Source organism: Pseudoalteromonas sp. CO348 (assembly GCF_004208845.1).
In the GTDB taxonomy this organism is placed as follows: Bacteria; Pseudomonadota; Gammaproteobacteria; order Enterobacterales; family Alteromonadaceae; genus Pseudoalteromonas; species Pseudoalteromonas maricaloris.
In genome coordinates this window covers 347552-363176 of record NZ_SGPI01000040.1, presented here as the reverse complement: position 1 = coordinate 363176, position 15625 = coordinate 347552, and the positions used below count along the sequence as shown (strand labels likewise).

9 protein-coding genes are annotated in these 15625 nt (G+C 44.6%); 5 read left to right on the top strand and 4 right to left on the bottom strand.

Annotated elements, in window-relative coordinates; genetic code table 11:
- Position 1: 1 nt before the first annotated feature.
- Positions 2-2380, bottom strand: a complete 2379-nt coding sequence (locus EXT48_RS22625; protein WP_130165882.1) for a heavy metal translocating P-type ATPase — start codon at positions 2378-2380, stop codon at positions 2-4.
- 176 nt (positions 2381-2556) lie between these two features.
- On the opposite strand from EXT48_RS22625, the gene EXT48_RS22620 reads away from it, so the two are divergent.
- From EXT48_RS22620 to EXT48_RS22600, 5 genes are all read left to right on the top strand, one after another.
- Positions 2557-2772 carry a heavy-metal-associated domain-containing protein gene (locus EXT48_RS22620; RefSeq protein ID WP_239360201.1) on the top strand — a complete coding sequence of 72 codons (216 nt, stop codon included), beginning with the start codon at positions 2557-2559 and terminating at the stop codon, positions 2770-2772.
- A 233-nt stretch (positions 2773-3005) separates the two neighbouring features.
- Positions 3006-4031: a DUF4150 domain-containing protein gene (locus EXT48_RS22615; RefSeq protein ID WP_130165881.1), complete on the top strand. Its 1026-nt coding sequence runs from the start codon at positions 3006-3008 to the stop codon at positions 4029-4031.
- The gene (locus EXT48_RS22610; RefSeq protein ID WP_130165880.1) at positions 4028-7936 is read left to right on the top strand and encodes a hypothetical protein; all 3909 of its coding nucleotides are present in this window, start codon (positions 4028-4030) and stop codon (positions 7934-7936) included. The genes EXT48_RS22615 and EXT48_RS22610 overlap by 4 nt, the downstream gene beginning before the upstream one ends.
- 13 nt (positions 7937-7949) lie before the next feature.
- Entirely contained in the window at positions 7950-8891 is a 942-nt protein-coding gene (locus tag EXT48_RS22605; RefSeq protein ID WP_130165879.1) for a hypothetical protein, read from the top strand.
- 33 nt (positions 8892-8924) lie between these two features.
- A complete protein-coding gene (locus EXT48_RS22600) occupies positions 8925-9527 on the top strand; it encodes a hypothetical protein (RefSeq protein ID WP_130165878.1) in 603 nt (200 codons plus the stop codon).
- A gap of 76 nt (positions 9528-9603) precedes the next feature.
- On the opposite strand, the gene EXT48_RS22595 is transcribed toward EXT48_RS22600, so the two are convergent.
- From EXT48_RS22595 to EXT48_RS22585, 3 genes are all read right to left on the bottom strand, one after another.
- Positions 9604-11010, bottom strand: a complete 1407-nt coding sequence (locus EXT48_RS22595; RefSeq protein WP_130165877.1) for a hypothetical protein — start codon at positions 11008-11010, stop codon at positions 9604-9606.
- A gap of 139 nt (positions 11011-11149) precedes the next feature.
- Complete coding sequence (locus EXT48_RS22590; RefSeq protein WP_130165876.1) at positions 11150-12409, bottom strand: metallophosphoesterase; 1260 nt, start codon at positions 12407-12409, stop codon at positions 11150-11152.
- A gap of 165 nt (positions 12410-12574) precedes the next feature.
- Positions 12575-15364, bottom strand: coding sequence for a TonB-dependent receptor (locus tag EXT48_RS22585; protein WP_130165875.1), 2790 nt, complete (start codon positions 15362-15364; stop codon positions 12575-12577).
- Between the last annotated feature and the right edge of the window lie 261 nt (positions 15365-15625).

Here is a 15625-nt window from a genome sequence, read left to right as displayed (position 1 = left end):
TTTACTCCTTTGGTTGCCAACGTTGCAATAACAACGCATTGCTAATGACTAGTAAACTACTGGCCGCCATCGCCGCACCTGCAAAAATAGGGTTAAGGTAACCCAGTGCTGCCAATGGAATGCCAATGACATTAAAGATAAATGCCCAAAATAGATTTTGCTTGATTTTGCGATAGGTTAATTTTGCCATCGCTAAAGCAGATGCCACTAAGTTTGGCTCGCCACGCATCAGCGTCATTGCCGACGCGCTTACCGCCACTTCCGTACCGGTAGCCATTGCGATACCCAGATCAGCCTGTGCCAGCGCTGGGGCGTCATTGATCCCATCGCCGACCATTGCCACACAGTAACCTTGCTGTTGGGCATTAGCAATATACTCAGCTTTGTGCTCTGGCAGTACTTGCGCTTTATAATCGTCCAGTTCCAGCAATTTAGCATTGTACTGTGCACTACTTTGGCTGTCTCCAGTCAACATTGCAACTTTGATCCCTTGCTGCTTAAGCTGTTTGACCGCGGTATAGGCATGAGCTTTAAGCTCGTCAGTAAAGTAAAATAGCGCCAAAAACTCGCTGCTCAGTTCACTATTTTGGCTTACTAACCAAGATAAAGAAGCACCGGGTATTTCTTCTGGTAGCGCAGGTAAAGTTAAGCCTAACTCTTGCATCCAAAAACCGCTCCCCAAATAGACTGTTTTATCTTGGTATTGTGCTTTAACGCCTCTACCCGCTACCACTTTAAAGTCGCTTACAGGGAGTAATGACAATTGCTTTTCTTGTGCTTTGTTTACCACCGCCTTGGCAAGCGGGTGTTCACTGTATTGCTGTAACGATGCCGCCAGCTGTAACACATCGTCTTGATGATACGTAAAAGTGTGCATATTGCTAAGCTCTGGTTTGCCCACCGTAAGCGTGCCCGTTTTATCAAAAATCACCATATCGATGGCAGTTGCTTGCTCCAATGCACCAGCATCCTTTACTAAGATCCCATAGCGCGCGGCAGTGCCTGTACCTGCCATAATCGCGGCAGGTGTTGCTAAACCAAGCGCACACGGGCAAGCAATAACAAGAACAGCCACCGCATTCAGAATACCTGTTGGCCAATCTCCTGTGCTGAGCCCCCATGCAAAAAATGTAATGAGCGCAATTACCAATACCGCTGGTACAAATACCGCACTCACTTTATCCACCAACGCTTGCACTGGTGCTTTCGCGCCTTGTGCTTGTTCTACCAAACGAATAATTTTTGCCAACGTTGATTCCGCGCCAACACTGGTTGCATCCACTTCAAGCACGCCATCAAGATTCACCGAACCACCAGTAACTTTATCTGTTTGTGCTTTATAAACAGGCACGCTTTCACCGCTGATAAGCGCTTCATCTACCTGTGAGTGGCCTTCAACCACAACGCCGTCAACCGGTATACGCTCACCAGGTTTGATCAAAAGTCGTTCGCCGCTTTTTACTGCCGCAGCTGGGACTTCTTGCCAACTGTTATCACGCCAGACCATAGCCGATGTTGGCCTTAAGCTTTCAAGCGCTTTAAGGGCGCTGGTTGTACGTCGCTTGGCTCGGTGTTCAAGATACTTGCCCAACAGCACCAAACTCAACACAGCACTGCTGCTTTCGAAGTATAAATGTGGAGCGCCATGCTCACCGCTGAATGTCCACCACAAATACAGCGACAGGCCATACGCTGCACTGGTGCCGATGGCCACCAGCAAATCCATATTCCCCGTCCCCGCTTTTATTGCTCCCCATCCTGCACGATAAAAACGCGCACCAAAATAAAACTGAACAGGCGTGGCCAATGCCCATTGCATCCACGCCGGGAGCATCCAGTTTTGGTTAAACAACATGGCAAACATGGGTAACACCATAGGTAAGGTGAGCGTCAGTGACGCCACTGCCGGGAACCAATCAGCGCGATAAAAGGGAATTGCTGCCACTTGTTCGCTTGACTCATCAGGGTCTGCTTGTGGCTGTACCACAGTGTAACCGGCGTCGTTAAGCTTGGCTTCGATTTCAGCGAACGGTAACTCTGCCACTAAAGTTAAGGTTAGCTTTTCAGTCGCTAAATTGACCTCGGCTTTAATTACCTGCGGTAATGTTTGCGCCGCCTTTTCCACTCGGCTCACACAAGACGCGCAAGTCATGCCTTTAACTTGATATTGCACTTCATTGGTATTGACCTTGTAGCCAGCATCTTTAACCGCACTCACCAACGCCGACACTTCCGCACTGCCCTCAACAGACACCGCTTCCAAGGCTAAGTTAACACTGGCGCTGACAACGCCAGACACTTTCTCTAAGGCTTTCTCAACTCGGCCAACGCACGAGGCGCATGTCATGCCCGATACATTAAATTTTATTACCTTGTCCATTTCTATCTCCGCAAACGCGTTAACTCTCATTTTTGGACACTAACCCTTACCCTCATGGTAAGGTCAAATAAAATTGTTTGTTCATTCATCTAACAGAAGCTTATTGTTAAATAGTAGTTGACCTTACCATCAAGGGAAGCTTCACAGTGCAAACACTTTAATCCACAAAGGAAATAATGATGTTAAGACTAAGAGTAGAAAAAATGGTCTGCGGTCACTGCGTAAAAGCAATCACAGAAGCAATGCAAGCGGCTGATAGCCAAGCGCAAGTGAATGTCCGCCTCGATGATAAAATCGTTGAAATCTCAAGCACCAAAGGAGAAGACGAGATCATCACTATTATTGCCGACGCAGGCTATAGCGCAGAACTCATCAACGAAAGCTTTGCCTAACTCCCAGAAGTTATCAATCCAAGTCGACCCAAACCACTTTGCATTAGTAAGGTGGTTTATCCACTCACTTCCACCTTCATTGCCACTCGTACTTGTTTTATACAGCTCACGTTAATAAACGCTCACAATAATTCACACTTTGACAAAGCGCAGACTATGCGGAACAATTACGCCGTTTGTATTAGATAAAACCAATACAACTGCGACTAAAGGAATAATTTAAGGACAACACAATGAGCTTTATCGGCGCCGGTGCAGGCAGCGAAGCCCAGAGCGTGCAATACAATGTCGACGCGCAAACTGCCAAATTACGAACCTCAGGTTCTGCTTCTTGGCGGCACAACAATCCAGCCTTACTGCCATTGAATATTAGTGCAAAGCGAAATCAAGCGCTGGGACAAGCCTACCGTATTGCGATATTTCCCGACCGTGCTGCGGGTGAGCAAGCCTTTTTAGAAGAAATCGAAAGAGCCAAATACGGCGATTTTACCTTAGGCCAAATGGTCAATGCGTTTATTCCTGACTACATCATCGACCCACCACAATGGGATGAACAAAACCAAACGGCTGTTCTACCGCATATTGAGCCAATAACGGGAATGGATGTCAATCTGCCAATTAGCGACCCACAAGCATTCTTAGATTTGGTAACCCTTAAACTGGGTTGGCAAGTAGGAACTGAGAGTGATGTTGCCAGAGATTTTGAAGCCGAAGCCAGACAAGCAGCTATCGTTTCAAATACCAATGTTCTCATTAACGGTAGAACCGCTGTGCATAGTGGCAGCGGCGGTGTGTTAAGCACAGTAGACGTATGTTTGACTAAGATAGGCAAAGTGGTTGTGCCTATTCCTTATGGCAACATCGCCCGCTCATCAGACGCCGCAAGCGTTGCCAGCTCAGTAAAAATTCAAGGTAACGGTGCAGCCAATATCAAGTCTAACTTTTCAAAAAGTACGGGAGACCAGCCCGGTAATAAAAAAGGTATCGCTAGTCGAACATTGGGTAAAAAAGCAGAGTTTCTGCAAGGCAGCTTTGATGTTTACATCGAGGGAAAACCGGCGGTTAGGCAGGGAGATTTAATGGTATCTAATAATAAAAATACGCCCCCCGCACCATTAAACCAACCCGGTGGTGCCACTCCTGCAGGCCTTGATGTAGTAATTGGCGCAGAACCACTAAGCCAAGACGGTACGAATAAGATCAATATAAAAGTGTCGGGCAGTAGTAAACCAAGCGATGAAGAGGTGAAGATAGGATGAGCCACACTTTACCAACCAAAACCAATGCTAACGGTAATTTTAGAGAACTTGTTTTTGAGGGCTATGCAAGCGACAAAGAAGTGGTGTCTTTGATGCTCAAAGACACCTCGGTTGATGGCACGAAAGAAGGCTATTATAAGGTCCCCCTTTACACTTCAAACACGGTAGACCAACAAAGCAGAGATGCCGACATTGAGCTGGTGCACATTTATCCATTTTTATACGACACGCCAGAACAACAACTACAATCGGCCTCTCCGGTAACCAGCGGATTTATCTATATTTATGTCGATGGCTATTTATGGCGTGAACTACAAGTTATCGAACCTGAAGACTTTGACGCTCCGGCGCTATTCTCAGATGTAAATTTGTATTGGCAAAAAGGCTTTTTAAGTTGGAAAAAGTCGGCCAATAAGCCAAACACTCGACCGCAAGGCACGCGTGCAGCAACCTGTAAGCCAACCAGCAGCATTCTCGTCCCGCATAAATTAAATGGCAACGAAGTAAGCGTAGAAATCGCATGGTCTGAAGTACAGTGGTCGTGGGAACAGATCTTGTTGTTTGGCGGTTTTAATGAACAGGATCCGCGCTTAAATACCGGCACACCACTCGCTGACGAAGAAAGACATAGCCCTGCCCCAGGAGATGCAGCAGCGCTCAGAGCACAGCGCATGACGAAGCTGGATAACTTAGGGCAATTTGCCACAGGCTATAACGACCAAGGCAAAGTAGTTAACACCCCGACACTTCATCAAAAGCTGCATCTTCCAGAACGCGATAAAATCGCCCAAGTGCCGATTTTTGACGGGATCCATGTGGCTCGATATTTCATCTCACAAATTCAAGATCTCACCACGGATATTCAGCATTTACTCAACAAATTATCAGGGTTAGATAGTGCAACCGGTAAAATTGATCTGCAACAACAAGCTAAGTATGAACTCGCCAGCTTTATGGTGCAGGTTTTTTACCATCAAGCCGATTCGATTTTAGATAAAGACATTGAAATTCAAGGCAGTGGAGAGACTCTTGTAGAATCTGATGAAGACGCCGTCGACTTTGCCAATAAATTAAAGGACTGGCGCACTTCTCATTTAGAGGAAGATAAATTCTTCAAGTTTTTGGAAGAAAAGGCCTTCCAAAAACTTGCTCGTCGCATTGCAGAAATCTCTGACGAGCTAGTCGAGTTCTTAAATCAAGAATCTCTTAGTGCAGGTTTTACTGAGTGCTTTAAAGACTATGCCTACCAATCAGATCTGAGGTTCTTTGAAGCATACGACTTAGTCACCGATGTATTTCTCGCGTTAAAGCCTCACCCAGCCGCACCGCTTGCACACCTTAATACAGACAAAGAGTTTTGGCATGAGTTAAGTTCAGGCTATCAGGGGCAAGATTTTATCCTGCAATGTCTGGGTCAACACCCGACAAAACCAGCTAAGCAAATCACCCAATTTTTGTTTCCAAAGCCCACAGGCGACAAACTACACGACTACGAAAAGGCGGAATATGATCGCTTTGCATTGCCTTTAACTAGCGCCAAAATACAAAAGATCCATGCTCAAGAAGCCATTTTGCCACAAGAAGAGAGTGAGCAAATGGGGCGCCGCCTCTCCCAAGTGATTATGGGTTTAGCAGGCAGTTTATTCGAAATTCCAGAGGCCGCTTATAACCTCTCTACACATCCGGGAACGCTTGGGGAACAAAAGGCCCAAACTCGTGAGGCAATGGATGCAACACAACATGAGATAGCGCAGTCAGAACAAGCCCTTATCAACGCTGAAAGAGAAAAAGCAAAAGCATTTAAAGAGTTACAAGAAAAGCGTGCTGAATATGAGTATAAGAAGAGTGTACTTGAAAACTTAACAGAGCAAGAACATGGAATGAGCAGAGCGCAGCTTGATCAACAATTAGAACAGGAACGTGCGCGTCTACGAGAGTTAGAGGCTAAATTTGCTAAAGCAAAAGTTGCCGTCAGTCGTTCTAGAAAACAGGTTAACTCTTTTGTGAAGGTAAACAATGCTTGGAAGAAGTATCCGTTTGCAAAGCTCATTGATGCAAAAGCGGACGTGTTGCAACCTTTGATGCGCTTGGTCGATATCTCAGCACCTGGGTACCTAGTTGAAGTGGAAATGAGAGTGCAAGATTACCTCAACGGGAATTTTCCTGAAGGGTATATGCCACTTGATCCTCAGTCTCGAAAATTGGCTGCAGAAAAGCAAATTAAAGAACTCAACCAAATTATTCGCGGCAGTAATAAACGCAAAATAGACGTTGGATATAGAGGCTCTAAGCTCAAACTATCGTTAGAAGACGTACTAAATTTAAACAAACGACTTGAATTTCTAACCCAGTCTCTCAATCAAGCGGAAACCATCACAACGATTGAAAGCAAAAACAAATCCATTGCATATTTGATAAAAATTACTGGTGCTGATGTCTCAGCCAAGTCAGCAGAATCAACAGCACAAGCGATATACGATGCGGCAGTAGAAGAGGCAAAACAGTATGCAACAGAGCTAGATAATCAACATGCAACACTTAAAAAGTTATCTGATAGGCTCGCAAACTTACAAAAATGGCAAAATGCGGCTGTGACCGAGTCTGTATCTGGGCAGTCATTAAAGGGAGGAATGGCGGGTATACTCGGTATTGTATATATCTTTGAAGTCGCTAACTTTCGACAAGCCTTTTTGAATTGGGATATGAGTGGAGATAGAAAACTCGTTGACTTCATGGGTAGTATTGCTGATCTAGCAGCGATTCATTTCTCTACTCTCTCAATGGTCACAGAGATGAAAGTTGGGTTACCTAGCCTGCGCCAATATCAAGAATTTCAACAGTACAAAATGGCTAAAGGAAATCTCAGCGCCGTTCGTAAGTTTGGTCCTGAGTTTGCAAAAAAAGCAAACATCATTACATGGACAGCTAGATTAAACCTCTTAGCATCTGCATATAGTGCCGGATTGTCAGGCTTTGATGCCTATTACGCGTTTAAACGCGGTGACTCTGGTGGCGCTGCAGGCCTCAGTATTGTAACAGCAGGCTTTGTCGCGCTAGCAGTTGAAACCGCGCCAACCATACTTGCCACGATCACCAGAGGCGTTATTTTAAACCCCATGAGTAAACTGGGCTATGTAGGACTCATTCTGGTATTACTTGGGTATGGTATTTATTATCTATTACGCGATGAACCACTAGAAGCTTGGATTAAAGCGTGCCCTTGGGGCAGTGACGCATATGGTGGTGGCGAGCGTGATTGGTTTGGTGACAACCCCTATTACTGCTGGAAGACAAACCCTGAATATGCACTTCATAGTCTCTATGATCAGTTATTTTCTCCAAAAATAGTTAGCGACGTATCTGTTGTACAATTACACACACCTTCTCGGATATATGACAAGGTAACCTCCAAAGGCAAGTTCCAAGTTGCAAAGTTTAATGTGCAAATACCAGGTCATATTCCAGAATCAGAGCTTGGTTACTTAGACATTCAGCTGGACATTCGCCCACTATTAGCTGGAAAACCTTGGAGCTCATTAATTGCTGTCGCACCCACAGGACAAGCTCAAACGGCGTTGGATTACTTTTGGCAAAATACCAATATCTTCGTTAATTCTAGTTTAACGGGTTTAATTATTGAATTTGAAGAAAGTGCTCTTTATCCCTATTTTGATAAATTCAATCATTCTAAAATTCAAATTAGAATGCGGTGTCGAAAATATCCTAGAGGTAAAGGAGCAACAATATACTCAGGTTCATCTCAAGAGTTAAAGTTACCTGCGTCAGAAAGAGACGAAGAAGGAAAGATAGATAAGCCAGATCTTTGGGCTGAGCAAGTCATTAACGTCGAAATCGAAGATTATGGCATGAGCCCTGCTGGTGTGTTGCAGCGACTCCTAAATTAACTAAAGGCTACCCATGAGAGACAAGTTAAAATCCAATCAATCAGTTCTCGCTTTTATAGCTATTTTGGTAAAAACAATTGTTGAAAAGGTGATGGAAACTGAGGGTAAAAAGGAGACGCAAACGTTAACTCCCTCGGCACCTGTAGATAAGGTAGTGCATGATCGGCCAATAGAAGAAATACCGCTACTAAAAATAGAGGACTCGATACCACGAGACTTTAACATTAGTAAAGGCATGCAAAAAGTGGCTGTAAATAGTAAAGCAGACTTTGTCTTGCAAGATAATAACGTGCTCTCATCGAACCTACGTATCGCATTAGGCGGAGCTGACTTTGCGCGAGCAGGGAAACTTGCGAATATCGTTTTTGCTTATATGGCCTCAATATTTGCGCTTGTTTGTCTCCCCGTATATCTGAAAGAGTCTGAGCCTCATATCCTTTACCTTATGATTGGGTTAGTGGCGTTTGCAAGCTTCGTTTTTTATCGAGTTCACAGAATTAAACACCATACATCTGAGATACTACGGGTAGACTTCTTCCGAAATACTGGCCTTGTCACTTTTCCCATTGGCAATAACGAAGGGAGCTTCTCGTTAACACTTGATGAAGTTGAACTGTATATTGTAAAGGTCTCCTCGGGTAAAGGTGTGAGGCATAATCTCGCGTTTTTAGCCCCACAGCGATACCCAAAAACACTTAAGCGCCAGACACTTTATTCAACCGATTGGGAGCCAAAGGATATGGACAGCAGCGTGCAGTTGTGGAGTGAAATCCACCGTTTTATGGATACCACTCAGCCCATACCAAGTTCGTTTTATAAAGGTTGGCAAGAAACGATAGAAAGCCCCTATCTTGACCACCAAGACCATATTCAAATATTAGGCGAAGATTTAGTAAAACAAGCCCCCTTTTATGACCTAAAAAATAACCGCCCACTAGATAAAGAGTTTTGGTAATACTCGAATTAATCTCTATGACAAGGAGTTTTTGTGACAATAAATAAGTTAATTAAGAAATGCGTTGAGCATATTCTAGATGAAGGAACGCCCACTCGTGCAATCAGTGATGTGAGTGTGCAAAATCAACAACCCAAATATGGTCAAGCTTATCAACAACAGCCGCAACAAGTAATACGGAATGGTCAGCAAGTTACGATGACAAGATCTCAAGTTTCAACAAAGCGAGAGCCCAACCCAGTCGCTGAATTTTTGATTAAAGCCATTGTTATTTTGATAGGCATCTTTGCAGTTGGTGCTTTATGTTTCGATGCATATTATTTAAATAAACGAGGCGACAATGCAGCAGTCGGCTTAATGATGGCAGCCGTTGGTGTGATGTATGGGTATCACTTTATTATGGCAAAGCTTAGCGATTACACTCAGCTTGTAAAGACATCCCGTTTTGTAGGATGGGGCTTAAATGTAGCAGGTACGTTTTATAGCCTGTTTATCTTTGCTGATTTGCTGTCTGACTTTCGCGGGCACTCAGAGGATCAAGTAGCCCTTATCATGGCTTTCATCAATATCGTTTTTATAGGACTTTTGTTCTTTCTAATGCAAAAGATAAAGCAACCCACAAAGCAAATTGATTAAACTCCTTGAAGTAATAAGCCACCGCTAAAATCGGTGGCTTACTATTTTGAGCCTGTGCGCATTCAGGAAACCTGACTTACTGACTCTTTTGCATTAACTTCAAATAGTTATTGTAAATATGGCTTACTTGCATCGTTGATTTACCTGCACTTATACCATGGCAGCTGAAACAGTTAGCTGGTTTAATTTGTGGCTCGCTGCCAGTGACATCGCTGAAAGTTTGGGTATAAGTTTCCATAGTAATATTGGCAACTGCCAATGAGCCGCGTAACGCCTCGTTGGCTCCCTTACCCACGATATTGCCACTAATGCCATTTGCAAAATCGTAATCTTGCGTGCTCAGCCAGATTGATCCGGCGTAAAAGTAGTTACTCCAAACTGGATTCTTTTGTTCCAGTTTTACATTCACTAAGCTATTTAGTTCAGTAATATTATTGAAGTTAGTTTCATCTTGAGCTTGTTGTGTCTGACTCCCCACCAGCTCAGGGTTATTACCCGCTATATATGGATTGCCGTTTGGCACGCCGTACTGATATAAACGAAACGTGTTGGTCGTAGTTTCAGAAGCTGGATACGTTAAATGTGCATTTTGCACCTCAGTTCCGCCCCGATAAAATAGCAGATCGTGACTATTACTCACTACTTTATCTTGCTGTAAGTAAGCCGTGCTTTTCTTAAACTTTCCCTCAGAGCTGTAGTAATCTGGTGCACTCAATTTATGCTCGAACGTCGCCCAAATAAACTCTGGGTGATTTTCAACCACACCGACAACATGCATGCCAACGAGCGCTACTTCTCCCGTACCGCTATATTTATTGTCTTTTTGGTAAACCGCTTTACGAATATAAAAATGCTCAGCTAAATCAAGCTTTGGATAGACTTGCTGCAGCGCTTTGACATCCATCCAAGCAACCTTTAACTCAACCGACCCCACAGCAAATTCAGCTTTGCTATCTGCTTTAGGGTGGGAGGTTGCTGACTTCATATAAGTATCGTTAACGTGGATCGAATAATGTACGGGCGTCCCACCAAACTTGCTGTAAATAACACCATCTGATCCTGCTTGATTTATATCTTCAAGGATCAACACATTTGCGGGGCGAAGTCCGGTTGGATTTAATAAATCATTCCAAGGGGCAAAATAAGGTTTTAGCGCATTATCAACCTGCCAAAACCCAGAACCAAACATCAACAAGCCACCAGGAGCACGCTTGTCAGGCTGCGTTAAATAAAGAAACTTATTCCACGACCACTGATGAAAATCGCAGTTTGTCGAGAGATCTTTACCATCTTTAAATGCAAACGGACTATTTGCACCTTCAGGAGGGTTTGGCACAGGGCTGCCAAACCAATCGTTATTCGGTTTACAAGAAGTATCGTTCGAGTAAGCAAGCGCACTTGGCGCAGCCAGTGTACTTGTAGCAAGCAATAATGACATTCCAAGTAGTTGGAGTTTAGTGCGTGTAATTGATGACGGTAGCATGATGCTTTCCTTAAGATGTAAAACTCCTGTTAAATCTAGTTCATCAAAACGGAAGTTATCAATTACACAGCATTACATTTAATCTGTATTTCACCCTTTTTAAATACTTAAAACCGCATGTTTATCGCCTGCTGATCCGTTACTTACTGCGGTGAGCGAAGCTAAAGCTTTGCTCTGGCACCAGCTGACCGCTTAAATCGTTTGGTGTTGAGTAAAACGACACATTGAGCATGTCTTTTTGGTTGTCTAATTCGATATGCGCAAAGCCCCAAGTAAAAGCTTTATTCCAGACTAGGTCGTACTCTGGATAACGCTTTTCTTGATAGTTAGCAAGCGGTGTATGCGTGCCACGCATTTTTGATGCGGCGCCGCTGATAATAAGTGGTAACTTAGGCTTTGTGTTTCCGGGGAGTACACGCGAACAGTCGTCCGTTAACAGTTCCAAATCATGCTCATGGCCTGCGATATATGCATCTGCATATTCACATAGTTCGGGTAAGATTAAGCGGCGTAGCACATGAGCTTCATCGTACTTGGTGCCACCAATCGACCAAAGTACATGGTGTCCATATACAATTTTCCATTTTGCGGTTGAGTTTTTAAGCCCGTTTGCAAGCCAAGCCAATTGCCTGTGATCTTCCCCATTGACAGGTTGCTCATGTTTTTCAATGTCTTCAACTTCGGCTTGACCACTGGCCAGTGCACTTGCCAGTCCCTGTTCACTACCATCCGGTTTTAGTGGAATTTCGTAATAATGCTGACCAGAGAGCAACATATTGGTATCAAGCACAAAGAACTCGACGTTATTGCCTTTCTCACCAAAGGTGTAGCTGTAATAACCTTTGCCATCCATATGAAAATTAGCTTGCTTAGCCATCCACTCGGTCTGTAATTTCACGCCGCGACGAGACGTCTTCCAATCGTGGTTGCCCAATGCTGAGTACACAACCAACTCTGGGTTTTGAATAAGGAGTGGCTTTAGCGGCCCTAGAATCAAGTCATCCATACGCTTTTGGTCGTCTTTGCCATCGTTAGCCGCCGCACCGTCAGGATAGATGTTATCACCAAGCTGAATAGCAAAGTTGCATGGCTTTTTCTCACACAAAGAGGCCATTGCCTGTCCAACCACCAACGCACCGGTTTCCTCCGTTGCGGTTTCGGTTCCCGGATAAACATAGATAGGCGCATGGTTGAACTCTTCGAGCGGGCGATGCTCTTCTAACCAATCCGCCTTTTCAGCAGCAATAAACTCGGCCTTATTTTTAGGCGATTTAATGTGCTTTGTTTTTGGATAATCTGGGTGATAGCCGCCATCCCCAAAGGCCAGAAAGTTAATATTTTCCGCGGCCTGCGCTGCGCCACTAAGCGCGAATAGTAAAGCTACTGATGTTATTTTCATTATTACCAACACAGTGTTACCACTGCATCCTCCTGCATATAAATAAGGTGGGTGTCCTGCTAATACAGCTCGGTGTCCTGCTAATACAGCTCTGCTAATACTGCTAATACCCTAGCTCGATACGGTGGGTGCTTTTACAAGGACACCCACCTCTACTTTTCTCTGTTAGAAGGACGTTACCGTTACTCCAAGCTCAAATGAACGACCATAGGTTTCGTATTGGTAGTTGTAACGAGTGTCGCCTTGATAAATGCTCATCGGCTCGTCGGTTAAATTGATCGCGTTGAAATAAAGCTGAGTTTGCTCGGTATAAAAGTACTTCATGCTGAAATCGAGTTGCAGATGGTCGTCTTGGAAAACGCGCTGCTTGTTCTCTTCAAACAAAAAGCTTTTGCTCTTGTACGATGCACTTAACCTTGCGCTTATTTGGCTATTTTCATAACCAAACATCAGATTGCCCACGGTGTCGGATTGGTTTGGTAGATTGTCATCTGCGTCAATAAATGTACCATTAGCTGAGAACATCAAACCGTTTTGAAAGTTCTTCGTGTACGCAAGCTCCACCCCTGTCAGTTCAGCGGCGCCGCCATTAACGCTTTGAATAACTTCTTTATAGCCTTGCCACTGACCGTTATCTTGCACCTCGGCTTTGGCAATAAAATTATCGATGTTTTTGTGAAAAACGCCTGCAGATAACACGCCAATCGCGCCGGGGTAATATTCTACCGAGAAGTCATAGTTTGTTGACTTGTATGGGTCTAAGTCTGGGTTTCCGACTTCGGCTTTGCGCTCAATTTCAACTTCGCCATCATCTTCTGTGGTCTCTGTTTCTATGATTTGAAATGCTGCTGCATCTTCAAAACTTGGACGCGCAAGAGTTTGTGTATAGGCAAAACGGGTGATCAGTTTATCGCTGATTTCATAGCGTAATGTTAAGTTTGGTAATAAATGGTCGTAACTATCTTCAACTTGCCATTGGTTGATCTCGACGCGTTCAACGTCATTTACTTCATCATTAATGAGTTCAACACGATTACCACTCGTTGCATAATCTGTGTCTTCGTATCTAAAGCCTGCAATAACATTGAGTTTATCAATGTCGACCGTCAGCATGGCGTAGAGCGCGGTGACGGTTTCTTCACTGGTGTATGAGCGACCTTGCGTTTCAATGTCAGTTTCAAGCTGGTTTAGCTCAAGGGCACTGCGATTACTGTAGAAGTAGTCGCGGATCTGGCCGCGACTTAAACCCGGACCAAAGGCCCCAAGCTCATACTCAGGCTCATTGGCGGCAAAGTCTTTCGCCGTTAGGTCATCAAAGCCGCCGTCATATAGCTTGGCGTCAACGCGGTTAAACTTTTCACGGTCGGCATATTTACCACCAAATTTAATTTGCGCATTGTGACCAAGTAAAGTGAAGTCTTTAGTTAAGTCCAGTCTAAAGCTGGTATTTTCATCTTCACTTAGGTTGTTCTCCCAGACAATTTCATCGATTTCAAAATTGCTAAGCTGCTGAGAAGCTTCATCCGCTGCAAGCGAGGGTGTCTTACCATCCAGTACATACCCTAACGCAAAATCTTCTCCAGCAAATGAGGTATCCAAGCGATTTGGCTCGCTTTCATCTGATTTCGAGTAGCCAATGCTGTATTCAATAAACCAATCCTGCACTAAGTTTTCGCCGCCCAAAACCACAGATAAAATGCTTTGCTCTTCATCTCTGTCTTTGGTATCTCTATCCATTTCTGCACCCGAGAAATAGGCCGTATTTTGGCTTAGCTCATCGGTAAATACATCGCCTTTGTCAAACTTGTACTCATTGCGTTGACGAAATTCATCGTCAGAAAACTTGCTGTAGAGCGTGCGTAAGTAGTATTTGTTAAACCCTTTGTGATGGACATCAAGATTCAGTGCCGCTCCTAAACGCTCTCGCGTAATATGATAGTGGCGCTGCTCCATTTCCTCAGCACCAAAGAAGCTCACTTCTTCTCCTGAGTTCACATCGTCCATTTCTAGTTCCATCCAGCCGCCGTCGGTTTCCATATTATGAGAACCAAACTCACGCTCAAACCAAGATACCGCCGTTGCAACCCCAACTTCCACCTCTTTACCTGCGGCATAAATATCAGTGAAACTAAACGACGCTTTTGGGCTGGTCTCGCTCACCTGTTCATTGTGTGACGCTTGTAACGTTACGCTGTAGCTCTGCCCTTCTCGGTCAAAAGCACTGAGGCTTTTTACTTCGATGCTACCGCCCACAGCTGATGCGTCCATATCCGGTGTGACCGTTTTGCTCACCTCTAGGCTTTGCACTAACTCACTTGGGATGACATCCATCGCCACCGAGCGCACGCCCGCTTCAGGAGAAGGCACGTTGGCACCATTGATGGTGACGTTGTTTAGATTTGGGTCGATCCCACGAATTGCCACAAAACGGCCTTCACCTTGATCTCGTTGAATAGAAAGTCCAGGCAGACGTTGCAGTGCTTCTGCTGCGTTTTGATCCGGCAACTGACCGATGGAATCCGCGCTGACGATCGACTTAAGTGACAGAGCATTTTTTTGTCGGTTTAATGCACCTGCTTGTCCAGCTCTTTGCCCTACAACAATAATATCGTCCATTTGGCCCGTTTGAGAACCAAGCTGTACTTGAACATCGGTGACTTGGTCATCAGTAATTGTGATGCTTTTAGTCACGGTTTCAGCGCCAAGATAACTTATCTCAAGCGTATAATTACCCGCCGGGAGATTAGTTGCCGTAAAGCGGCCATCTCGCTCAGAGATAAGGGTTCTATCTAATTCTTTGATCACCACTTTAGCCCCTTGAAAGTGGCTCTTTTGTGATACGGAACTGACTTGCCCTGTTAGGGTGTTAGCATTTGCAGCTGAGCTTAACGTCAGTCCAGCGCAGATCATCGCAACGGCAGAAAGTGTAAAGCTAGTCGGTAGATTTTTTTTCATTATTTGCTCGCACAGGTTGAGTAGAATTTTAGCGCCCCGCTAAAACGTCGCGGCTACCCTAGTGCGAAAACGTGACGCTTTTATTTCACTTGAGTGCGCTGCAGCCTTTAACAGGGCGTTTATGCCGGCCGAACTCGTGAATTTGAGCCGATATGACCCCCCAGCGCTTGGGGTTTTGGCAACGATATTTAACCTGAACTCTGAATAACAATCGGTTTGCTAGCTGCAGCTATGCAAAAGTGTTGCGGTTTTTGTCATAAA